This is a genomic window from Pedobacter kyungheensis (genome assembly GCF_000812965.1).
Taxonomy (GTDB): Bacteria; Bacteroidota; Bacteroidia; order Sphingobacteriales; family Sphingobacteriaceae; genus Pedobacter; species Pedobacter kyungheensis.
Map to the genome: position 1 here is coordinate 102,867 of NZ_JSYN01000003.1, position 23,513 is coordinate 126,379.

Sequence of the window (23,513 nt, forward strand, 5' to 3'; positions counted from 1 at the left end):
CAATTTTCCATGCCTGAGTTGGTTCCGATAGATCCGCCCTCAATTCAGTCAAACAAGCCAAGCAAATTATACTACAAATCCTGTGAAATCCAACAGCATAGTAAACTTTCATTTTACTACCAATTTCATATCTTCACACAGATTTAACTTTTTAATTCCATAATTTTCGCTCATGTCCACTGATACCTTTTACGACCTCAAATCCAAGTTTTCAAAATCAAACCTGCAGGATTTGATCCAAGACATCCGAGTCGAAGATCTGGTAATCAATGAAAGCGAATATAAAGCCCAGTACATGCATATTCGCCGGGCAGAATTTACCGGACAGGTTCATTTCCACCGAACAGATCTTGGCCTGGGCATCTATTTTGAGGCATGTACCTTTAACCAGATTATCAGCTTTTCATCCCTGAGGGTTGAAGCCTATCAAGAACTTATCTGGGGCGAAGAACTGAGCATCAAGTTTAAGAACTGCGTCTTTAAAGCCCAGGTAGAATTAAAAGAATGTAAATTACATGAGGGAATCCATTTTGAAGACTGTAAATTCTCCGGCCCATTGATATTGGAGAAAATCCGTACACAGCACCAAGGAATTATGCTCGAAAAATGCAACCTAGAAGGTCCGCTATTGATCAAAGAATGCCAGATCAAAGCAGATATACATTTAGCATCCTGCCAGATACAACAAACTGCATTAATTGAGTACGGCAGTGCTGAAAACTTAAAATTCACAGGTCCTGGAACGTTTTCCAAAGGACTGGAACTCTACAACAAGATCATCAGAAACAATATCCTTTTCCACGATGGACTTTTCCGCGGTGAGGTGCATATTAAAGGCCTGCTTAATAAACATGGAGGGCTCAGGCTTTTTGGCAGCCACTTCGAACGCGCCTTTTTTATCGACTACAATGCTTTAGTTCATGAGGGTTATTCCGGGATCCTGCAATATTCTATAGACAGCTGCCGGTTTGCCTCTGGACTGATCGTAAAAGGAGCACGAGGAGACGGCAAATGGACTTCCCCTGTTAAAATGATCATCTTAGAACTAACCCCCAACCTTAGCGGTAACCTCAATTTTAGTGACCTGGATGTAGGAAAAATCTTTATGCAGGGTTATAACAACAGTGCAAACATCAGTTTCACCAATGTAGCAGTCAATGAGCTCTCCATCTGTGAAACCAACAATCAAGGCGGAATTATCTTTTCAGGACTCCGGGCCTCCAAAATCCAATGGGCAGACGACCAAGATCCACTATTGATCAGGAGCTCAGCGGTCAAGATGAACAATACCCATCTGGGCAAAGCACTTTTTTTTCAGAGCGACCTTAACTCCTACGACCTTATCGATCTGCACAATGTGGTACTCACCGACATTTCCACTTCAAATTTAACCTGGTTCAGTCCTTCACAGCTGGAAAACCATCGCATCGATTCTGCCAATGAAACCCTTAAATCAGCAAAACGAAGTGGAAAAAGATACGAAATTACTGCTGCAAGAGAGGTCCTCTACCAGCGCCTGAATGCAGTGAGAGAAATTTACCGCCAGCTAAAATTTGCTTCACAAAAACAGGGAGATACGCCCCAGTCCCTAGAATTTCAACGCCACGAACTCTATTATTACAAGCAGGCCGTAACCCACCAGCGGCCCAGGCAATGGAGTGAATACCTGATCCTCTGGAGCAGTGCAAGCAATAATTACGGCCAGAGCTGGCTTCGCGCACTGACCGGCCTAGTCGTCTTTTCACTGGCTAGCTATATCCCAGTCGGCTTTCTCGCATCAGACAAACTCGACTATAACCACTTCGCTTCCAGTTGGAAAGACCTGGAGATCAGTTTTTGGGTTATCTTGGAGAATCTGAAAATGTGGATCGTGCTACTCAACCCCACCCACCGTATCAAAGACTTAACGGAGAACATAGATCAATCCCCCAAAATCATCTATCTGTTCGACCTGCTCAGTCGGATCATTGTTTCCTATTATATCTTCCAGATGGTAAGTGCATTTAGAAAATTCAGCAAATAATAAATATCCTACCTCCCAAATGTATTTTAGTTAACCGACTTAATGTAAAAGCCCGTTTTGACGGCAAAAACGGAAAGCGTGTAAAAACAAATGAAATGGATTTGGCCTATAAATAACACCAACCTGATCCGGATTATACATTACGATGTACTCCATCTTTCCGCCGCCATTCTCAAAATCTTCGGTCAAGCGGTATTTAATAACATACCCCCTGCCCTTTTCATTGAGCACATTCATTTCCCGCTCTCCGGAAGTGATGTTATAAGTAAAGATTGTGTCTGGACTGATGAAAGGAAGTGAATAATTGATGAGTTCCCTGGCATAGCCTCCATCATCAAAAGCCTTCGGTGTTACCGAATAATCTGAATGGTAATTTCCAGCAAGTTCAGCGATAGCCGCATCCAGGTCCTCTAGCCTGGGGAAGAGCTGTCTCAATAGGTGGATCAGCGATAACAATGGATAAGCAAAAGCCTGCATCCTGAGTTCATTATAGCTAAAAGTATAATCAGCCAGTTCATAAACAGAGAACTTTACCAGACTACGGATCCTCACTGCATCTATATCAATCATCTCACCGACAGTACGGATAAGAACCTTTTGGAACCTATGTCCTTTATCCAACATCTGAACATAGACTCTGGCCAGTTCATCCTGCTGGGCGGTATTCAACCTGGGACGCAGGTAGGCATCATGAAAAAGCTGCTTAAGGAAATCCCGATGCCGAAACTGAAAAATCTCCCGTGAATAAAACTTATCTATATATCCGGAAAATTCAGCCTTTTGCCCAAACCGGTGATGGAAAATATGCTCAATGTTGTTCACATCACACACGAAAACCACCTTATCAAAACCGAACTTATTCTCCTCAGAACGACTGTCGTGATGAGCAGTAAATACATTGAATATCCTAAAAATATGCTCAGGATCCAATCTATCGAGATCATCGATAACCAGTACAACCGGTTTATCTTCATCCCCGCGCACCCTGGAAACGAAATCTCGAATGAGCAGCGTAGTACCATCCAATTCCCTTACACTACCACTCTTCCGCTGGAATGTCTTGATAAATTCCTCAGCACTATCAGTCCCGGTACGCCTAATTTCACCCGAAAAGGTATTATGGGCATCAAACAATTTTTTAAGGGCATCCAACGTATCGGTTGCAGCTTCTCCAAAAGGAATAAAATGTTTGGCAAAAACTTTGAACACCTTATAAAAGTTCACCTCGCTCCTTAGAAATTCCTGCGTAATCAAGCCCTGGCTGATATCTTCTTCGCTAAGCTTGATCTTTTCAGCATATCTTTTCAGTAACGCATCGAGCAGATCAAACTTGATCAGTTCAAAAATATCTTCGTTCGAACTCACCGAATAATCTACCGGATAAAGCTGAACCGAGTGGTAGCTATCGCTATGGGCAGTAAAAAAAGAGTCCAGAAAATAACTCTTACCAGCACCAAAACCTGCCGAAAACATAATCCTTTTATTGTCCGCAGGGGATAAATGTAGCGCAAAACGCTCCAGTTCGCCATCTATGGGAATTCTTTCCCCAGATTTATTCTTAACTTCTTGCATAAGGAATATAATTTGCTTAAGACCGGTCCAATAAATGGGAATAAGCGTCTACCAATTGATCAATAAAACCCGAAGGTGCTGAATAATTGTTCAGATCAGTATCTAATTGCTGAAAAATCTTATAAGGAACATATAAATCAACCATAAAGCCGAACGAAACCGTGAAATAATTTCTATCAGTCTTAACAAAGTGTTTATCAAAGCCGCATTTCTCCCGCCAATTGAACTCCGACCTGAGGTGCTCATCCATCAGCAATTCAAACTCGTTCCAATCCTTCAGATCCCATTTACCAGATTTATCATAAAAATTCTTCGCAGTGTTCAACGGCTTCAAAAGCTGTTCCGGACCAAAATCAAGTGAGGTTACAAAGCGGTTAAAATGGCAAAACTTAATATGGTACTCCAAATCAAGTTCAAAACTTATATCCCCGATCATCAAGGATTTCCGCTCAATCCAGCTAAGCGGTTTATCATAAATATGATAGCCCTGGGACTTGGTATTACCCGGCCAGATGGTAAAAACCATATAATCATCTCCCCGGTGCTGCTGAAAAAAAGGAATGATCTCGCTCGCCCATCCAAAATTGATACCTATGGCCATTCGGTCGGCATAATCCAGTATTTTCTGCGCCGAATGATTAATGATCTGCTTTAACCGGAGATTCCTCGCATGAACCGATTTTTGCGAACTATCGGCTAAGGACGGCAACTGATGGAACGGACGGCTGGAAAACCAGTAAGGATATCTTATTTCAGCCAAAGCAATAAAATCGTCCAGCATCCTCGATCTCCCTCCCCTGAACTGCATCAGGTTGGCTACCTGCTCCATCAGCACCATGGTATGCTTCCAGGAAAAATTTACAGGAACGACGCTTATCTGCTGGCCAGAGGAAACAAGCGGCACAACCTGGTCAAAAAGCTGCTGTTTACAGTCAAAAGTATTCCGCTTCACCTCAATTACTATAGCGATATCCTTGATGGTAATGAGTACATCCGTCAGATTGATTTCCTTTGAAACCGAAGCCTCAAGCGAGAGAAAATCCCCCTTATCAAGATTTCTATCGGCCGTCATTGCAACAGCATAAACCTTCTTTAACCCTGATACTTCCAAAGAATTAGTGTTCACCTGAAGGTCAATCTGATAAACCGAACCATCTTCATAATGATTGAACAGGTAATCATAATCATCCTTTTCAACAATGGCCTGAATGTATTTACTAAAAAAGAGTGTATCGCTTTCCAAACAGATGGCAAAGGCCCTGCTTAGGTTATTTTCGATAAATTCAGAAGAGTTACTTTCGTTATAATAACGAAAAATATTAAGGTGCTGGTTCATGTAGAGCGTTTTTGCGTAAAACTATATATTCTGCAACAATAAACCCAGCAGATATGGAGAAATAAATCAAAAAACAGGACATATGGGGCACCTGGAAAAATTTCACATAACCAAAATCCGGATGGCAATACCGACCAAATAGCGGTACTGTTCTCGATAAAAGGATCAAAAACAACTACCGCTAAAAAAGATTATCCATTGGAAATATTCCGCTTTAAATACAAATCAGCCTAAAATAAAAGCATCACAAATCCACAATAAAAGGTTAAGGATGTATAAGACTTAAGCATAATCAATACCGCCCCAAGCGCCTGCCCAGTTCCATCGCTGCCATAATCGAAGAAGACTTGGCAATCCCCATTCCTGAAAACCGGCACAGTCCGGAAAAATCCAGCGCAGCAAGTCCCTTGAGCTTCCATTCCACGCTCTGTAATATCCTATGGGCAAGCTCGATCGCATTCTCACCCGGCGTACCCGAGCCGATCAACATGGCCAGCAGTTCAGAATCTGTCATCCTACCTGCTCCTCGCTCCAGCATCTTTTCCCTTGGTCTTTCCCCTTCCTGCATTCCCTTGATCCCATGCTCTCCTAACCGCTCTTTATATTGCCCTAAAGCCCACATATCCTGAACCGTCTCATATGCCTTACCATAATGCATGATTGAGGTTATAAGAGAAGAAAAGCTTTCGATAAATATCCCAAAATCCTCTTCAAACACAGGAATCGACTGGCGACCGTAGCCACCACAATGCTGTGCCTCACTTAAGGTAAGACTGATAAAGTTGCTACTGTTAATTGCCCGTTTGTAATCGAAAAAATAGTGTTTGTTTCCCCTAGAGAAGCTTTCAGATGTCAAAATGTTATTTTTCATAATGCCTTTAATTTTTAATCCGCATCAAAGTTGGTCGCTGTGCTAAAAATTAACAGCAGAAAAAAAAATCTTATCTGATAACCAAACAACATAACGGTTTCCACAAAAAATTATCCGATATTAGATATAGGAAACTCTTGAAAAACCAACTTCCATGAGCAACGAAACACCCACCCACGAAAAACCGCGCTGCCGCTACTGCGATAAAATACTACACGGCAGGGCGGGAAAAATCTTCTGTAACGTAGACTGCAAGAACAACTACAATAGCCGTATCCGCTCAGTAGACCGCGCCGAAGAAAACAAACGTTTTCCCGATGTCATCAAAACCATTAAAAATAATTACAGGGTCCTGAAACAATACCGGCTTAACAATTTAAAAGAAGGAGAAATCCGCCATATCAGAAAAGATGAACTGAGGAGGCTTGGTTTTGACCACCGCTTCTGTACGGGAGCAGCACTGGAAGGAGGCCGAGAAATGTGGAAATGCTGCTTTGAATTTTGCTGGAAAGAAGACATGAACTGGCTCACCTTCAAAATTGATCCAGACCTCAACACCCGGTACAATTATTAATGTAAATCCCCTGTTCCATTAAAACCGTAAATGGTAAGACTATTGATCACATCAGCTTTGAAACTCAGTTCTATCATCAAGGATACAACACGCTTTATCTTTACAGAGAAAGTGATGATACAGTCATTGAGAAGCCATATAGAGTTATATCTGCTTATGGATAAACTCAACTAGATCTCATCGCCGCGCCTTGATCCCCAGATTAAATCCTCAGTAAAACTGAAGTTTTTTATCACTCAATCTCAGGAAATTTTACTATTTCCCCAAGCTGCAGCGAAATACTCTCCCTACATGTTTTAGCAAAATGCTGGTCACCGCTTTCAAGAATATGTTTACATACCAGGAAAAGATCTGCAGTTTTTACAAGTCCAATTTGCTCTCGTTTGGCTCCAGTCTGGCACTTGGCGGTGAATGACAGTGTTCTTTCGTTGGGAGATGTTAGCCGTTGCGGATTACCAAACAGCAGCCCCGATGCGCGTTCCTTAACCTCCTCTTTTTCGAAATCAGCATTCAGCCCATCAAGAAGCTGCCTAAATTTAGACACATCTATATCCTTGCTATCCTTACCCTCGCATTCACCTATAAGCCGTTCCCCTTCAGGTGATATAATAATCTGATCGAGTTCCAATTCACCATCGTCATAATTTTCTGCCTTGTAACCAAGAATAATCAAAGCTTTTATAACGGCTTTTTCCAGCGGCTTTCCCGTCTCAAATAGCAGGTCTTTAAGGCTATCCTGTTCCGCTAGCTCATTTCGTAAATCTGCTATCTCTTTCTTTTTTCTAAGAATTTCCTCTGTTAACTTCGAAATCTTGGTCTGGGTAGCCGTGGACGAATGTAGTCCATATGCCGTCTCAGATAGCCAGTTAGGTTTAGGCGTTTTATCCTGCTTTTGATGTAAGACCTTATCGATCTGCACCAAAGAGTTAAGAAAAAGCTTCCCTAATTTAATTCCTTCTGAATTCCAGCTTGTCTTGTCTGTTTTAGAATTATATTGAGTCAATTTATCGATCTCAAAGTCCACATTGGGAAGAAAAACTAGGAAACCTTTTTTCAAAGTTAACGCTGCACCAAGCACCCTGTCTTTGTTTTTTGTAGTAAAAGTCGATCCTTTCCCAATAACATCACTTTTGATATATGTTTCGAATGAAAAATAATCTTTAAAGTTATTATGAAGCTCAGTTACCAGACTTGAATTTGGGTATACCGTTTTTCCACTTGCCGAAGCGAAGTCAACAGAACTAAATGGCAATAAATTATAATTGGTAAATGGGGCTACATGCTCTGTGGTTTTTTGATTCCTACCGGTACCACTAGTTGATTTGGTCCCTGAATAAATATAAAAATCTTGTTTTTTACATAGAACCACCACCAAAGTCCCACCATTTTCTACAAAATGGAGAAGCTCACTTTGCCAGTGCTTGGTATGATCAAGAATCTTTGATGATGAATCTTTGTTGTAGAGCGTTTTGCCCTCATAGACTCCCCTGGAATAATGTGAATCATAGCTAGAATAGGCGGTACTATCTAGGTCAGGAGAAAAGATCGCTATATCTGTTTCAGAAAGGGAACTTATGCTGTCAAGCCTGATATAATTCTCGTCATTGGATGGAATATGAATTCCAATATTCGAAACACGCTTCATTTAGGATTATTAAATAATTAGGTAAGCGAAGATAAAAAAAGTAATCCGCATCACATCTAGGTCAATTCAAGCGAGCCGTTTTTTTTTGCAATTCTTCATCCTTTCCATCAGAAAAACCCTGACCGGGGCAGTTCCAAAGGTAAAATCGCCACACGGTTCATACTCATGTGAGCAGTGAATAATTGACGCAGCCAAACTACATTCAAACGGTTCCTTCAACATCTAATCTCTTACATCGATTAATACAGATAACTTAGCAACACCAGAGCTCGAGAGTAATAATCCGATCATCAGCCTTGAGTTGTGATCCTTTGAATCCTGTTAACCGCGCTGCGCTCGAATTCTCACACTAAAACCATTTGATGGCATAAATAGAATAGTGCTTGTCACACAGTTCAATTAAGGCAACGGCAACCTCGTAGCAGGCAACAGTTCTACAAAATTACACTTTTTCCTATAGCGAGGATAAATTTCCAATGATCCAACACGCCATTAATTAAGCTACATTTCATATAATCCTTCGGTGGCTTATTTTTTGAAAATAATTTTCCGGACCGGTATCTATCTCTTCAGAAGCAGGTACAACAGCACTACTGGACCCAGCTTTTCTCGCAGGATTTTTAGTGATCGGCTGATATTGTTCCGCACCACCCCTTCAGATACTCCCAGTTGTTCAGCTATTTCCTTATGGGCAAGATCATGGTTCCTACTGATCTCGAATGCCTTGCGCATCTGTTCGGGCAGTGCAGCTACTTCGATTTCAATCAACTCCTTAAGCTGCTTCTCACGTACCAAGAAATCCGATTCATACCGACCGGCCTCAGCAAAATCATTCAGCAAGGAAATATATTTATCCCTTACCTTATCGTGATCGATATGATAAGAATCTTATTGCGCGAAATCTTATACAGGTAACCAGACAGCGTGAGCTCAGTTCCAGATCACCCGATCTGTTCAGCAAAGTCAGAAACACCTCCTGCGTGAGGTCTTCTGCTTCTTCATCATCCAGGAGCAGTCTGCGGGCATGACAGTAAAGCACTGCCCAATAGCGGTTATAGATGTCGGTAAACGCTCCCTCGTCCTTCCCTTTTAAAAGATCGGCAAGTTCAAGATCCGAGAAATGGGCATAACAGAGCATAGTCTGCTGGTACTTTTTTATGAATCAGTAATTCCAATACTTATATCACGGCCTGACCTTGAACCCGTTGGAGCTGATCACAAAAACCCACTCTGGTCAGATGGGTTTTCAATGTGTTTATCTACAGCTTTGGCGTACAACCTTCCCTTCGGCACTACATATAGGAAATATTGGATACAAAGGTGGGGATATTTTTCCCAATAATGGAAATAACGGAATGTAATCATTTTGTTAAGCCAAATAAATATGAAATCGCGTATCAAAACTGTCTATAACTTTTTGGGAAGTCAAAACATAAAGCATATCGTTTGAGCGTTTCACAAAAATCAGTATTTATTCAACCAGGCAATGTATATTCCAAGTATGTTTATATTTTAGTAAAACTCAAAACACCTTAATAAAAAATAGCGCTAACAAATATGTCATTCAAAATCCCAAGCCAGCTAAGTGAAGACCAAATTGAATCAGACGTAGCCTCATACCTGGGTTACATCACTCCATTCTGGTCCAAGCGTTTCCGTTTGATTTCCGTAAATGAGGCAAGCTCTGGGGCTGACAAGCTTTTTAATAGGTTTGTGCCTATTTACCTTCAGTTTAAGGTTTCCCAAGGGCTTGACCCCAAAGCCTCAATACTTGGCCAGCTATTGAACAAACCACTGGCCAAAATCATCAGTTACAGGAAATCCAATGGCCTTGCCGGGGATCCGATACTTTATTTTCAATTAAGGAGACAGGCTAAAACAGCTACAGAGTTACAGCACAACCTATTGGCTCGTATGCATAAGCCTCCCCACCAATACGGACTATATATCGCACCCTTAACTTTGGACCTCGCTGAATATGAAAAACTGATGAACCAGGAGCCACGATGGTGGCACCGCATGTGGCGCCCTTTTGATAACCAGGATGCTGAAATAGCCGATAGTATCCAAGCTAAAAAAATATTCCTGGGCAGTAACCCTTTTCTCCGGCACCACATCTCCATACCGGCACATACCGATGTTGATACCCATAACCACCACTATTCTTTTTCAAAGAACGGATCAGAGCTTGCCTGGCATGGAGGGGAGGTACTCAGATCGGATTTCCGCTTATCCACCATGCTTTCTTCAATCTATGAGCATTTTGAAACAAACAGGGAAAACGGTATAAGGCTCCTGCCCTTCATTAATTATACTCAAAATCTCGCACTGGAAGGTAGTCCAGCTTTTGACCAAGAGGATCAATTACGTGAAAGAGCACAGATCGATTATATACAAAACTTCACACGCTTTCTTAAATATGAACATGGGATCAGCCTCATGTTTTTAGTTGACACTAACAGATGACAGTCCTAGACCAGATCAAAAATATAACAGACAGGGGCCTATTTGAAAAAATATGTGTGGATATCCTACGTAATATCCGTCCGGAATATGCCAACATTATCCATGGCGGTTTAAACGAGAAAGGTGAACCGGTGCCCTCCCCTTTGGATGCTTTCCACTGCGATCAAAACGGAAATTTTGTGCTCATCGAGGTAACCTCAGATGACAGCAACCTGCGCAGGAAATGGTTGGATAAAAATACCGGCGACGTTTTTAAAGCACTAGGAAAAGTTCAAGAGTGGCATAGCAATTTCCCAGAGGCAGCATTTACCCTGTGGCTGTGCACCAATCAAAGGGTTAAAGACAGCCATCATAACAAGCTTTTCACGGACGTTGTCGAACTTTGTAAACAATCAGGGGTCACCGTTGAATTCCTTGAACAATCAGCCATAGTATCGTACCTAGAAGATACACCAATTGGTCAATGGATAGCCCAAAAGTCCCTGCATATCAGCGCCAAACAACTATCGAAACCCAAACTCCTTGATTTAACCCTGGTCAACCTGGAAGCCTATGCCCGGGAAATTTTCGCAGGCGAACTAATTACCAGGGCATGTGAAGTTGATTTAGCGGAAATCCTCGACCAATCATACTCCCCGGTGCTACTAGTGGCAAAATCAGGGATGGGAAAATCTACTATTGCCTATAACATTTTAAAAAACTGCTCAAAGACAAAAAAATGGGGGCTTAGGATAAACCACAGCATCGCAGCAGATTCAAGCTCTTTGACCCAGGCCATTAGCAAACAGCTCCTGCAGCACCAGAACGACCTGTTCATCTCCCCTTCCCAGTTCCAAAACCTAAGTGAAAAAGTATTGATTGTGATCGATGACATCAATAAAGCTACCAACCCGACAATACTGCTTGAGCATATTTTGCTATGGCAAAGGGAAAGCAGTTTTAATGTATTGATCCCGGTTTGGCAAAACGTATACGATCAGCTCCCAAAACGTTTCAAAGAGGAAAACACAGACGAAAAAAATAAGCCAGAGCTTTCAGAAACCGTCCTGTTATTAGGCTATTCGACAGAAGAATCAATAGCAGCATTGAAGCTATCGTCCCTGAACAGTGCCCAAAAATTCAGCGACCAACAATTCGAGCGGATATCAGAGGAACTTTTCAACGATCCTTTCCTGATCCGGATCTATGGAGATTTAACCGGTATTGACCAGGACAACTGGCTGGCAAAAACTTCAGCCCCTATTGAAGAATATATCGGGGAACGGTTACTGGACATCCAGCAGAAAGCTTCCATTCCACACTTTAGCCTTGAGCAGGCACTCTTGAAACTTGCTGACCATATGCTAAAGAGCAAACTACAATTCATATCTTTTGTAGCGCTCGAGGACAAACTAGACCGCGAGGACATCAAAATACTTCACCAGATCGGCCTCAACAATGCTATCTTTTCCATCGGCCCAGAAGGGCAGCTTATCTTCAAACATGATAAACTAAGGGACTACCTGCTGTCCAAAGCCATTGCGCGCATGTTTTCCGACCTACCCAAGCATATCCAAACCCTGTCCGAGCCCTACTATGCAGAACTCATCGGCAGGGCACTATCCAACACTAACGGTGAGCAACGATCCAATATATCCAAATGGTTGCTTGGACACTTACCGCTGGCCGTAGTAGAATCCCTGAATTACCACCAGGATGAAGACGCCCATGGACTCATCACCCAGCAGCTCATCACCTGGCTTAAAACGCACAAAGAAAAATTAAACGAGGCAACACTAATTTCCATAAAGGCCAGCCTAAACAATATCCACAATCCCAGTGTCATCCAGATTTGTGATTGCCTGGATACCGATTTTTACACCTTAGGCGCTAATTTTCTAAACGGCCATACCGGCGATGGCATACGCTATATAGCCAGGTTTGCCAATAGTGATTTTGAGCCGAACAGTGGAAATGCCCGCCGTGACTACCTCATGGCCAATTTTAACAATAGATTTAAGGAAAATGGGATTGCAGACCTCAAAAAGTACCTAAGCGTCCCCACTTACACCATCCAACAAAAAAATGCCATCATCATGTTTGCAGGGTACCTACGTTCACAGGAACTGTTCGACCCTATATTTGAGCGCTGGCAATCGGACAAAAAAGCCCTCTTTATGAACAGCATCTGGGCACTTATCATTTCTTTCCAGGCCGGCAAGGAAGAAAAACTGCAGGAAGTCTTTGATTTTTGGGCCAGCTTGCCCGAGAGCAAAAAAACAAATGGGTTTCCCGAAGGAACAAAAGCACTGAGTACCTACAATCTGGGAAGATATAAGGAATTTGCCGTTAACGAGGCCCTGGCGGCCTTTCTACTCAAAAACACACAACGAGAGGATTACCTAAACCTCTTCTTCGCGGTAACAGCCTACATGGACCACCCTGATTTAATTGAATTTACCATCAGGCACTTTGCCAAAATCAAAAGACAGCTGTCACAACAAGAGGGGCTCTATGTAGCCTCCCTTACCATTTCAAAATTCCCTGAAAGGTGGTCTCCGCGCCATCAAAGTGGGAAAAGCCTTTCCACAGCCAGTAGAAATAGACTTCTAAGCTTATGGAACAACCAGCCAGATGACCAGTTCCTTACCCTACAAGCATTTGTCCTCTGGTCTGTTGGCGCTGATGAATCAGAAGGGCACATCCTGCAAAAAATAGATCTAGATAACCCTGAGCTATACTCCCGGACAATAACCACCAGGATGCTCATAGGTGACCATTCGGTCTTAGCAGACCTAAAACAGATCATCAAAGCTGAGAATAGACAAAATGGGAAGTACATTGAGCACCTGTGTTTGATCTGGGACCAAGCTACAAAAGAATATGTCGATAGCTTATTAAACTTATACCACCCAAATCAAGACCAGAAGTTCAAACATTCAAATTCGTGGGTGCTTTCTAGCATTGCCGAACTGCTATTTTACTGCCCAGATGCAGATGTCAGTTACCTGCTGGAAAAACATTGGGACAGGTTGGGCTATTTGAGCGAATTTGTGATACTGGCCTTACTTACCGGCACAAAAAAGACAGCAGACCTGGCTGCCCAGGTATTCCCACAATACCCGGACCCCAAGGCCTTATTCAAATACCTGGACATCAAATTTACAAGCGGAAAGATTGTGGATCTCATCCAATTTAAGCGTAAGCCCCTCACTACCCAGGTACTGGAGAACCTAAAGCCTCACCTAGCCTATTTTAGCCAAAGCGTGCTGGAAACCTTGATGATGAATGCCTCAACAGCAACCGAAAGGGCTTTTATTAAAACCAATGTCCTACCAATACTGAAGAAAAAACCAGGACATTTTGACCATGTAAAGGATCTTTTCCCTTCAGAAGAGGATATTTCCGATGAATTCGATGAGTTCGTAAGGGTTCCTAAAAGCCGCTGGCGAATAGATAGTTGGCTGGAACGCCTGGAGAAAAATGGGATATCCAGAAAGGAAATCATCTCGACCCTACTCAAAACAATCAAAAAAACGCCTGTAAGCCAACCACAACTGGATTGCTTTTCGAGGGTAATGGAAAATATCGGTGACCGGTCTGACCTAATGTTTATTGAAGAATTAGACCCTAAAAATCAAAACAAAACGCTATGGACAGATCTCGAATACCATATAAAAAGAAAACTTCTAAATTAAAAGACAGCAATATCAAATGCATCTTTTAAACTGGTAGTGTAACGCATTTAAAAACACTAAGGAAGGATATAAATTAAATTTACCCACTATCCTTCCAAAAGCTTTGAACCTGTCGTAGCATGTCTATATATCTGATATGACACAGACCCTAAATGAGGAAACGACTAAAGCTGAAATTCATGATAACTTCTCATTGCTTCATCTACACTTACCTCAATTGTCTTTTTACTTATATTCTGATCATCAAGCTGCCGGATAAAATAATAAAGGTTGCTCCAATCTGTACCCTCTTCAACCCGATCCATCATATCTTCGATTGCAGATTTTACTTGTCTATAATTTTCTTCAGATACCAGCGCAATACTATTTAACGCTTCCAAAACCCTAGATTCGAGATTATTGAAAATGTCACCAGGGTATTTGCTTATTTTGGATCTTTTTAGCAGGATCAACAATCGATCAAGGCACCCAATTGTATCAATGAATTCGAAACCAAATAAATGGTTCCTGTAATCGAAAGCCTCATTCGTTCTGGCCATCAGTTCTTTAAAAAGGAAATCAAAACCAGCGGAGTCGCCCATTTTTATCAGATAATTGGCAGCTATCAAACGATCTTGATCTGAAATATGGTCATTCCCTAAATCTCCAATTAAGATACCATGTAAAACAGTCGATTCTTTGGGAACGCTTGAGAGTAGTTCAATAGCTTTCAACCTGAGGGAACGATTCCACACGCTTTCGATGAATGTTTCCAATCTTTCCCAGTCCCCGGTTAAGTCAAACCAAAATGATAGTAACTCCTCATATCGATAATCATCTTCTCTACTTTCCTGCAGTCGTTTGATAATATTAGGAAACGCTTCTTGTATTTTTTTTCTAAGTGCATACGAGGCATTTCCGAGCCATGCAAAACCCTGCAACTCCGGATTAATGATATTTTCATTGACCCTTAAAATCAGGGGAGCCAGCCCAACCAATTCCTCGAGCACTTCGATCCCCCCGCTGTTCCTTACCCCCAGTTCCCACCCAAAATTATAATAGCATGTGAAATCAAGAATTTTTTCGGTGGGCATTTTAAATTTGAAGCGCTGTAGGAAATACCACGCAATGTCTGAAGAATTGCCTCTTAACACTGTCCAGTTTCGAATGAAGTCGATCATTGGGGCACTTACTTGTAATTGCCTATGATTTTTTAAATGTTGATGGATCTGTTCAATCTGAAAGCCAATGAAACTTAAACCAGCATCGATCCAATTCAAAATCTCAGACCGATGGCAAATTCTGTTATTGTATGTAAATCTCCTCAGAATATTCAAAGCTATATTAGGAATATAGAGGGTCTCGGGCTTAAAATTAGCTTTCGACAACCCTGCAACATCTTCCCGAGTAATCTCTTCCTTTGCCAGACGCTCAAAAACGTGCTCTAATATTGGCTTGATCAAATCAGATCTGAATAATAGATAAAAGTTGTCAACCAAGCGTTGTTCCCAAATATCCGGTCTTTGTATCGCGATAGGCTTTGTTAGCGTTATAGAGAAAATCTGTTTAACTTTATCATCGAACTCCTGCGCCAAAGCGTCCCCATCTCTCTGCTCCCAAAGGTATTGATGAACAAAATTCAACATGGTCACATTTACATTTGACTGTGACCAACCAGCTATCCACTCATCCAACGCCTTCCGATCTATTAAATTAATGACCACATCATGCAAATAATAAAATTCATCATCATCCGCTAATGAAATCAGGCTCAAAGCTTTTCCATGAGTTGCAGTTTCTTTGAAAAATACGGATATTAATTTTACACTATGCTCTTCATATTGTTTCGCCATCAAGATAACAAGTTCAAATACTTCCGAAAATACATTGCGGTCGATATGGTATGCTGACCCAGCATTTTGAACAAGTGCTATCAAGCTTTCCCTTTGGTTATGCACCAGCGAAAGTCTCTTTTGTGGATTATCAATCAATATCTTAAAAACCGACTGAATGCCTGTAACAGACATTATCTTTTTAAATGCCACTTCCCAATGATAGTCCTCGTCACCAAGGCTAAAATTTTCCCTATCCTCAACCGCCTCAGAAATCTCGGCAAGGGACAGGCCATCCATCAGAACAGCAATAAACCTCTCAGGGGCATCCGAGACACCAATAAGTTCATAAAGTCCGGCACGCAGGTATTGGTTCTTGTGTTTTTTGAATTTTTGAACAATCTGTTCAATCTGATCTTCTTTTGCAACGGGTAGCCTTGCCAGTAAAGACATGATTCTGTGGGCGTCTTCAGCGGCAATATCTTCATGCAGCAGAGCGGAGAATAACATTTCTTGAAATTCCAGGGCCTCTTTTTCAAAGCCCCTGAAATCAAAATAAAGCAAGTGGTAAACTGCATTCACTTTTTTCATACGGTGGCTACCCGTATCAGCTAAAACTTTTTTTAGAAATACTAGTGTCTGCTGGGTCCTTCCAAACCTTGCCAGATCAGCAGGACTGAATTTATTAGAACTCACCCACATCTCTTTATCAGTATAAAAATTGAATATACGCTTAAAAATTTCCGTTCGTTCGGCTTGATCAAACCTATCACTTTCAAACTTAACAATAACCTCCTGATCTTCTTCCAATATTTCATTTACCAACCGGGCCACCGCCTCACCCTTGTTGATGCTGATCAAAAAGGAAAGCGTATTGATCCAGGTTGGCTTCACCCTCTTGGTGCCCAACGATTCGACAAACAAAAGAGCCTGTAACTTTTCAAAAGGTTGTCTGGATAGCACCCTTGAGGCCAAATATTCCTGGATATTGTTGTGCTCAAAGCTCCAGGTATCATCATCGATATTGTGGTTAAATGCCGGTAGGAATCTACACTCTTGATATTCCTCCGAATCTGAAAAAAGCTTTTTAAGATCCACAGCAGATAGATAATTTTTACCTGCCAACTCCATGATGAATGCAATTTTCTCAAGCCGTGAAAATAAAGTGGCCAAATCTCTCTTTCCCCTACTTGACTTCAAAATGAAGCCCTTATCCTGATCAATCAAACTTGCTTCCATTATCCCAGCCCTACCCCCCCTGAAATTTTTATTCTCAAGATAATAAGCAATTAATATCCTGAGAAAAAATGGCTTCTGTATTAAATCCAGAAGTTCATATTCATAGATTTTATTCATGAAATCTTCCGAATCTATTTCATAACCTAGCTCCAATGTTGATTTGATCACCTTCACTGAAGGCTCATTTATAAAATAGGCATGAAAGCCTCCTAGAGTCCCTGATTCTTCACTAACAGATGCTTGGTAGAAACTGGTTCGGCACGATACAACTGCTGTGATCTGGTTATTGCTCAAGAAGAAATCTTTTATCGTATCGATAGCCCGGTTAAAAAAAGCGGGCTGTACCTCATCGAGTCCATCTAAAAATATAATCAACTTGGCCGGATCGGTCTTTTCCCAGCCCCCAGGGAGGTATTCAGAAAGATCTTCCCCCTGAAACCTATTCAATCTTATTAAAATGGGCGTCAGAGGCTGATCTAGCCCTTTTAGTCTTAAAGCCAACCTATTGAGTTCAATTGATTTCCCTGAGCCAGCGCCTCCAAGCAGCACAATCTTCTTATGGATCATTATTACCTCCTCCAGATAGACCCTGCCGGAATCCTGGGCAAAAAAAGAATCAAAATCCAAATCTTCCCTTGCTCCAGGAGTCAGGTGGCGGGAAATATAATGTTTTGGTAGCGGTAATTCAGGAAATGGAAAATCAATCTTGCCATCAGGATAAACTTTGGGAATCTCTTTATCCAGTTCCAAGGTCATCTCTCCGGTTATGCCCCCGAAGTCTTTTAGCGGAGCGGCACCGGGTCTTTGTCCCCTGCGTCCTTTGGTATTTTCAATGACCTCATCAAATAGCGTAGTCATCTTTAAAACCGGACTGTTATTGGTTTCTAAAAACGTATTTAGACATTGCGCAAATGGACTTCCTTCCCCCTTTACACCATCGCTCACCTTGTTCGCCTCTCCTGAGGTCAGCACCCACCTCGAACTCTCACTGGTCAACCATGTTTTAGCCCCTATCTTCTCCGTGATGCCATGCTGTAAGATAAACGTACCAGAATAACAGCAGTCTGAGATCAGTAATACGTGCTTTGCCCTTATAGCCTTGATAAAATCATTTACAGTGGAATTCGATATAAAACTCCACTTCCTTGCGGTCGCATCAACAGGCACCCAATACCCTAACCCGGTATCCTCATCTTGTTCTCCATGTCCCGCATAATATATAATGAGATTTTGGCATGCGGATGTATTTTGCCCAAGCTTCTCAAGTTCTTCAAGGATTTCGTCACGTTTAGCATTACCATTTTCCAAAAGGGGACTGATAAGTTCAAAATTATATCGGTCTTTCATCACCTTCACAAAGCGCTCTACATCGGTTTTCGCGTTAAACAAAGGTCTGTGGGCTCCACTATATTCATCTATAGCTATTGCCAGGACCAGATTCTCAAGTTGACCATCATTTTTCATTGCGATGAAGTTAGATATTGTAGAAGGATTTTAAATAAAATTTTCAACCTGAAATTTCGAAACCCACCTATACCACTGTCTATCAAAAGCTTAATCAAACAAACTACAATTTAACAAACCTTGAGCCTAGGGAATTGCTAAAAATTAATAAATTCGCCTAACCGAAACAACAACCATTAAACGCTCGCAATGAAAAAATGTGCAATCCTCATTGGCATCAACGAAATCCAAAAGCTTCCAACTCTTTCTGCTTCCCGTGATAACGCAACTAAAATGAACGAGTGGGCCTTAGGACAGGGCTTTGAAACCAGTCTTTTTATTGATGACACAGGCCCGGTAAGCTTTAAGGAAATTCAGAATGCTGTGGATGAATACGTTAAAGACTTTTCTTATGAGCAAATGCTCATCTATTTTTCTGGACACGGATACCTGGCAGGCCCTGGGCAAGAAGTATGGATGCTTTCAGATGCCATGTCCGACCAGAGCCAGTCCATTGGCCTACAATCCAGTATCATGTTCGCAAGGTTTACCAAACTTAAAAACCTTATCATTATTTCTGACGCCTGCCGAACCCCCAGCAGGGACATAGCGGCCATCGGAAACCCAGGCTTACCTATTTTTAAGTTCAATGACAATCCCGCCTCATTAAAAAAGGTGGATATATTTTACGCCAGTCTTCCGGGAAATCCCGCCCATGAAGTTTTGATATCACCTGATCACTATAAAAGTGTATATACCGAATGTTTACTGGAAGGCTTGAATGGAGAAGTACCTGAGATCATCACCACTTTAGCAGAAGGTACAACCACCACCCATGTGGTTCACTCCTATGAACTCAATGAATACCTTCAGTTAGCCATACCCACTCGACTAATAGAACTGGAGGCGCCTATCAACCAGCAGCCTTCGGGAGAAATTACCAGTAGAACGCCTATATTCATTTCTGAAATTAGCGGATATAGTCCAGATAGGGCTTCCACTACAATCCGGCCGGCAGAACCAGATGAAGATTATCCAGGTATTGGACTTCCCAAAGCTTTTGAAGAGAGCCCTAAAATCAAAAAAGAAATCGAACAAAATATCGAAGATATACTCAGTTCTGGCAGTGAATCCGACATCACAACTGAAATGGATGTGAATACCGGCTTAAAAATCACAGGTGAAATCCCTAAAAAAGTCTGGGAAAATGGGCATATCAGGCAAATGCCAAAAGACACTAGCGGTTCGAACCTATTTTTCGGATCGACCACGGATAGCTCATCTGTAATCCTGATCCAACTGGAAAATGGAACAGGAATCCCCTTTACTCTACTCAAAGGCTATCATGCTAATGCAGTCATAAGAAATGGGCAGCTGATCAATATCAATTATGTTCCATCTCCCTTGAGTTATAAGCGTTTCCAATATGTGGAACTGGAGCAAAAGATCAAGGAGCAGAAAGCAGAAATCATTACTGCAGCCCAATTTGGCATCTTTTCTCCAAGCCGTGAAACCCATTCTATCTTTGCCAACTATATCCGCACATACAAAGCGCTAGATCCTACTCTTGGGCTCTTTGCGGCATATGCATACGCTTTATCTGGCAATTTCAAACAGATAAGGTCTGTCTATCGGCACATGGCTAGGGAAGAGGAACCTGTATTGCGTGATGTCGCAATCTTAAATGGGTTTGCGCAAAACCAAGATTTCTCAGGGCATGAATTATCGACAATAAAGAAAAACACTTTTATGCCATTATTGACACAGGGATGGTCTTATATGGAACTTTATCCAAAAAATAATCTCTTCGAACTCTCGAAAACACTGATCCCCGGTTTATGGACATCTTTTACTAAAGACGGAATTGAAATTTTAAATACACTTTTACAAAACAGAAGATGAGAATATTGATGGTCCATGGCATAAACCAGGAAAATAAAGATCCTGAAGAGCTTAAACAAACCTGGATAAAAGCCCTGAAACTGGGCTTTGAAAAAGCAAAACTCGATTTTCCAGAAGGCCTTACTTTTGATTTCCCCTACTATGGGGATTTGTTGCTCAAACTTCAGTCCAACTATGAAGCGGCAAATAAGGGAGCTGAATACAACTTAAAATCCACTTCACCAGATACAGATACAGTGCTTTCCTTGCAGGAAAAAATATTGGAAGAGATGCTCAAAGATACGGACTTTACCAATTTGGAACTAGAGCCAGAGCAACCGGCAATTAAAGAAAAAGCCATTTATAACCATATGCCGTTTTTGGCATTGGCAAGGGCATTGGATGGCAAGCGTTACTTAGGGAATCTTTCTCTTGTAATATTCACCTCTGTTGTTGCCGCATATCTAAGTGTGAATTTAATCCGGCATAAAGTGGATCAAAAGGTCCATTCCCATATTTTTGATGATACAGATGTGGTGATAGCCCATTCACTGGGCTCCGTAGTTGCTTACAATGTTCTAAACGCAGGAAAAAAAGGCCCAGTTAACCTAAAACTTTTTGTAACCCTTGGCTCTCCATTAGGATTGATGCGTGTAAAAGCACAGCTTGAAACCCCAGTAAAGTTTCCTCCTTGTCTAAGCGGTAAATGGATCAACCTTTATGATCCAAAAGATATGGTTTCTCTGTATCCCTTAGATGCTGAAAATTTTAATGTAAACCCTGAAATAGATAATTTCAAGATGGAAAATAATTCAAATAACCACCACGACATTTCTGAATATTTATCTGATCCCCTGGTTGCCTCATATATTAATAAGTTATATGTAGATCGGAAAAAATCTTAAGAGACTAAATAAAAGCACGAATAAATTAACTCCAACAACGAGATCATCAAGCCCAATACAAAAATGCCCGGCCAAATGACCGGGCATCCAAACAAACCTCAAACCAACCTTACTTCCCCTTTTTTTTCTCACTCACCTCTAAACGGATCTGCTGCGAAATCGCCTTCGCTTCCTGCAGTGCCAAGCGGAGCCTAGTACCTGCAGCCTTATTCCCCTTCCCAAAAAACTTTCGTGCATCTACCTCTGCACCTAACACCACCTTTTTCAATGAATCAAATGTTTCCATAACAATAGTTTTATAGATTAAAAAACAACCAGATCAGCCCATGGTCAACCCGCCCTGGTTATCCAGGCCAAGCTCACTTCCACCTGCTGATACAATAATCACTCCGTATTCGGTCTCAAACTGCGCCTGCTTTAAAAGCAGCCAGCCCACATCCTGGAAAAGGTTATCCATTTCCGCCACAACCACCATATCCAAGCGCCCAACGGAATTCTGCACCATCCGCTCCAGAATATCCCAGGACAGACTTCTCTCGCCTTCTTCACAAAGCACCACTCTTAATTCGATACCATGCTCTTTGCAGTAATTATAGATACTTTCAGACTGACGGTCGAGATCATGGGGATCCCCAGATTGCACAGTTCTCGCATAACCGATAGCAACCGGTACTTTCCCTTCCATAGTATACAGTCAAACCCCAATAATAACCGATCACCAAACACACAACCAAAAAACAGGACCAATCAGCCACCAATACCCATTCCGGCTTCCTGCTCTTTCGCGTTATTTTTACTTTTGTCCTGCCCGGTATCAAGCATAGCGGCCAGTGCTTCTTTGGTCATAAACAACTCTCGCTTTTCCATCTTGCCCTCAGGCGTATAAAAATTCACCTTGCCATACCTTGGAACCGCCTCGAGCAATAGCTTTACGGGCTTGCCATCCTTTTCCGTACTCACCAGTGGCGTCAAACCATTACGCAGATCAGCCTCCAGTTTCTCCCTTTTCTCCGGCACTGCAAGTTCCCCGATCTTATAATTATCCAGCACCTTGGGCAGATCAAAACCGTACTGCGGATCATGGTACTGTTGCAGGTTGAAATTTCCATTTGCCCCAACGCCCTTGTCCATATCAAACTTCACCCAGGCCGAATAAGCTTCGCCCGAGAGAAAGTTCACCAGGTCATTGCGGTATACGGCATATCCCTGGATCATCTGTGCAGCCTGCTGCACGGTGAATCCCTTTCCACGGTCCGGCCACAGCGTTTGCGAAGCCGGTTTTCCATAAAAGGTCCCCCTGAATTCCTTGGTCACAAAATTCACTTTTCCCTCTTCCATTGTCGCCAGGGTCTGTTTGTTTGCTGCATCTTTTCCAACTGCCAGCTCGCCGGCCCCCTCCCGCTTTTTAAAAACGTCGACAGCCTCTGTCACCAGGTCGTATTCTTTCACCGTAGCAGCCTGCCCGTCCTTTCCTGGTGAAATGATCAGGTAATGCTGGTCTTTCTCCAGGGGTTTTGCCAGGCTATGGGCAACGGTAAACTTATTGAGGAAATAATACTCTGATTTGCTGGACTGCTGCAGGTAAAACTGTACATCCACCTGCCCCCTATTGGCAGGCATCACCTGGTGCACCGTAAATTTCGGTGCACCTGTTTTCATCAGTTCCTCCATTTTGGCAATGGTTTTTTCACTCGTACCGAGCGCCGCCATTTCCTCCTTCCGGTCTTCTAAATTGTTCAAATTCATAGTTTTTGTTTTTATTGATGTTTTAGGATTATTTATTTTTACAAAACGATCCGGCCTAAGCTCCGCTTTCTCCAGTGCGTTAAGCTGGTAGATCATGTCACCGATCGGAACCGCGATATGCCAGTTAAATATCTGCTGGTGCGCCTTCTCAAATGCATGGGCAGAAGCACTATCGGCAAAGCAGGAAAGCTCAAATTTTGACGAAAGAAGTTGGTCACTATCATACACCACCCAATGAAAGCCGAGTGAGACCTGTTCTTCCAGATATTCCCTGATCTCAGCCGCCAGACCCGATTTACCGGTCAATTCAATCATAAAAAGTAT

16 protein-coding genes are annotated in these 23,513 nt (G+C 42.1%); 6 read left to right on the forward strand and 10 right to left on the reverse strand.

Annotated features, from left to right (window positions below; genetic code table 11):
- Positions 1 to 172: 172 nt before the first annotated feature.
- Positions 173 to 2,023: a hypothetical protein gene (locus tag OC25_RS03615; protein WP_039471867.1), complete on the forward strand. Its 1,851-nt coding sequence runs from the start codon at positions 173 to 175 to the stop codon at positions 2,021 to 2,023.
- A 39-nt stretch (positions 2,024 to 2,062) separates the two neighbouring features.
- Here OC25_RS03615 and OC25_RS26690 read toward each other — a convergent pair whose 3' ends face one another.
- The 3 genes from OC25_RS26690 to OC25_RS26695 all read right to left on the reverse strand — a co-directional run bounded on the left by OC25_RS26690 (position 2,063) and on the right by OC25_RS26695 (position 5,802).
- Positions 2,063 to 3,595 (reverse strand): P-loop NTPase fold protein, encoded by a 1,533-nt coding sequence (locus OC25_RS26690; protein ID WP_052265933.1) that lies wholly within the window; start codon positions 3,593 to 3,595, stop codon positions 2,063 to 2,065.
- 16 nt (positions 3,596 to 3,611) lie between these two features.
- Positions 3,612 to 4,931, reverse strand: coding sequence for a hypothetical protein (locus OC25_RS03625; RefSeq protein WP_039471869.1), 1,320 nt, complete (start codon positions 4,929 to 4,931; stop codon positions 3,612 to 3,614).
- Between the two features lie 292 nt (positions 4,932 to 5,223).
- A complete protein-coding gene (locus OC25_RS26695) occupies positions 5,224 to 5,802 on the reverse strand; it encodes a UPF0758 domain-containing protein (protein WP_052265934.1) in 579 nt (192 codons plus the stop codon).
- Positions 5,803 to 5,956: 154 nt separating this feature from the next.
- Here OC25_RS26695 and OC25_RS03635 point away from each other — a divergent pair, with 154 nt between their 5' ends.
- The gene (locus OC25_RS03635; RefSeq protein WP_039471871.1) at positions 5,957 to 6,376 is read left to right on the forward strand and encodes a hypothetical protein; all 420 of its coding nucleotides are present in this window, start codon (positions 5,957 to 5,959) and stop codon (positions 6,374 to 6,376) included.
- Between the two features lie 232 nt (positions 6,377 to 6,608).
- Here OC25_RS03635 and OC25_RS03640 read toward each other — a convergent pair whose 3' ends face one another.
- The 3 genes from OC25_RS03640 to OC25_RS28515 form a co-directional block, all read right to left on the reverse strand.
- Positions 6,609 to 8,021: a hypothetical protein gene (locus tag OC25_RS03640; RefSeq protein WP_039471873.1), complete on the reverse strand. Its 1,413-nt coding sequence runs from the start codon at positions 8,019 to 8,021 to the stop codon at positions 6,609 to 6,611.
- Between the two features lie 561 nt (positions 8,022 to 8,582).
- Positions 8,583 to 8,861, reverse strand: a complete 279-nt coding sequence (locus tag OC25_RS26700; protein WP_156131390.1) for a sigma factor-like helix-turn-helix DNA-binding protein — start codon at positions 8,859 to 8,861, stop codon at positions 8,583 to 8,585.
- 22 nt (positions 8,862 to 8,883) lie between these two features.
- Positions 8,884 to 9,159 carry an RNA polymerase sigma factor gene (locus OC25_RS28515; RefSeq protein ID WP_082018502.1) on the reverse strand — a complete coding sequence of 92 codons (276 nt, stop codon included), beginning with the start codon at positions 9,157 to 9,159 and terminating at the stop codon, positions 8,884 to 8,886.
- 419 nt (positions 9,160 to 9,578) lie between these two features.
- On the opposite strand from OC25_RS28515, the gene OC25_RS03650 reads away from it, so the two are divergent.
- Both OC25_RS03650 and OC25_RS03655 read left to right on the forward strand, forming a co-directional pair.
- A complete protein-coding gene (locus tag OC25_RS03650) occupies positions 9,579 to 10,487 on the forward strand; it encodes a hypothetical protein (RefSeq protein ID WP_039471876.1) in 909 nt (302 codons plus the stop codon).
- Positions 10,484 to 14,164, forward strand: a complete 3,681-nt coding sequence (locus OC25_RS03655; protein ID WP_039471877.1) for a hypothetical protein — start codon at positions 10,484 to 10,486, stop codon at positions 14,162 to 14,164. Before OC25_RS03650 ends, OC25_RS03655 begins: the two co-directional genes overlap by 4 nt.
- A 164-nt stretch (positions 14,165 to 14,328) precedes the next feature.
- Here OC25_RS03655 and OC25_RS03660 read toward each other — a convergent pair whose 3' ends face one another.
- Positions 14,329 to 18,678 (reverse strand): caspase family protein, encoded by a 4,350-nt coding sequence (locus OC25_RS03660; RefSeq protein WP_039471879.1) that lies wholly within the window; start codon positions 18,676 to 18,678, stop codon positions 14,329 to 14,331.
- A 189-nt stretch (positions 18,679 to 18,867) separates the two neighbouring features.
- On the opposite strand from OC25_RS03660, the gene OC25_RS03665 reads away from it, so the two are divergent.
- Positions 18,868 to 20,559, forward strand: coding sequence for a caspase family protein (locus OC25_RS03665; RefSeq protein ID WP_039471881.1), 1,692 nt, complete (start codon positions 18,868 to 18,870; stop codon positions 20,557 to 20,559).
- Positions 20,556 to 21,443: a hypothetical protein gene (locus OC25_RS03670; RefSeq protein ID WP_143009523.1), complete on the forward strand. Its 888-nt coding sequence runs from the start codon at positions 20,556 to 20,558 to the stop codon at positions 21,441 to 21,443. Before OC25_RS03665 ends, OC25_RS03670 begins: the two co-directional genes overlap by 4 nt.
- Before the next feature lie 109 nt (positions 21,444 to 21,552).
- Here OC25_RS03670 and OC25_RS03675 read toward each other — a convergent pair whose 3' ends face one another.
- From OC25_RS03675 to OC25_RS03685, 3 genes are all read right to left on the reverse strand, one after another.
- The gene (locus tag OC25_RS03675; protein ID WP_039471885.1) at positions 21,553 to 21,729 is read right to left on the reverse strand and encodes a hypothetical protein; all 177 of its coding nucleotides are present in this window, start codon (positions 21,727 to 21,729) and stop codon (positions 21,553 to 21,555) included.
- Positions 21,730 to 21,762: 33 nt separating this feature from the next.
- Complete coding sequence (locus OC25_RS03680) at positions 21,763 to 22,128, reverse strand: recombinase family protein (RefSeq protein ID WP_039471886.1); 366 nt, start codon at positions 22,126 to 22,128, stop codon at positions 21,763 to 21,765.
- Between the two features lie 62 nt (positions 22,129 to 22,190).
- Positions 22,191 to 23,504, reverse strand: a complete 1,314-nt coding sequence (locus OC25_RS03685) for a hypothetical protein (protein WP_039471888.1) — start codon at positions 23,502 to 23,504, stop codon at positions 22,191 to 22,193.
- Between the last annotated feature and the right edge of the window lie 9 nt (positions 23,505 to 23,513).